Raw genomic sequence first — 927 nt, 5'->3', positions numbered from 1 at the left:
CTAGGCGGCGTGGACAAATTGGTGACGGTCAGCTTTCGCGTGTGTAACCTCAGTTCGTGAACCGTAAAGCGCACTTGATCGCGGCCATATTGGTTGGCCTTGCTACGCCCTCTGCCGCTTTGGCCGAGCCAGCGTGCTATGATGCGAAGGTTCGCGCGCTACCCGTTGACCAAGTACCGAGCGAGATCGGCGATTGCGGGAGTGATTGCATCATCATGTCGTGGCCGTGGTTCGTCGATTTGCAAGTGAAGCGCGTCATCGATGGCGCTCTTCCCGGCAAGATGGTCCGGGCGCTGACGATACAGCATACCTATCATGTGTCGCGCGAAGGAATTTGGCTGCTTCGTAGGAATACTGCAGGCGGTTACAACGTCGTAGTGCCGGAAGACGGGGCTGCGCTGCCTCGGTGTTCTGCTGGGGGTGCGTCAGTCGAGCCATATATTCGACCTGGCGATGGACAGACGCTGGATGATCTTCGCGACGCTGGCATTCGTCGATATGGCCATCGCACCAACTGAATGACCGGGCTCTGGAGAGCCAAGCACGTTGACGCGATGTGTAAGGGTTGATTCAAGGCTGCTTTTTGGAGGCAGGTTTGAGCAGGGGCGATCTCACCGAAGCGGAATGGCGCATTTTGAAGGATTTGCTGCCAATCGAGCCTGAGAACCGTAGCCGAGGCAGGCCGCCTGAGCAGAACCGCTCCATCATCAATGGCATTCTCTGGCGGCTCCGCTGCGGAGCGCCATGGCGGGACGTCCCGCCCAAATATGGGAGCTGGAACACCATCTATCGACGGTTCCGGCGATGGAGTGAGGCCGGGGTCTGGGAGACTGTGGCCGTAACGCTAGCTGAGGTCATGGCTGACAGCGGCCATTACAGCATCGATAGCACCACCGTCCGCGCCCACGTCTCGGCAGCGGGCGGAAA

Annotated in this window: 2 protein-coding genes; both read left to right on the top strand. The window is 59.3% G+C overall.

Features of this window, described 5'->3' with window-relative positions:
- The first annotated feature begins 56 nt into the window (after positions 1 to 56).
- A complete protein-coding gene (locus MF607_RS22550) occupies positions 57 to 518 on the top strand; it encodes a hypothetical protein (protein ID WP_242122397.1) in 462 nt (153 codons plus the stop codon).
- 47 nt (positions 519 to 565) lie between these two features.
- Positions 566 to 927, top strand: a 362-nt coding sequence (locus tag MF607_RS23115; RefSeq protein WP_431311992.1) for an IS5 family transposase, incomplete at its 3' end; no start/stop codon positions are given.

The organism is Sphingomonas lacusdianchii (assembly GCF_022664395.1).
Lineage (GTDB): Bacteria > Pseudomonadota > Alphaproteobacteria > Sphingomonadales > Sphingomonadaceae > Sphingomonas > Sphingomonas lacusdianchii.
Note: the sequence above shows the minus strand (reverse complement) of the source record. Positions and strands in the feature narration are given on the sequence as shown.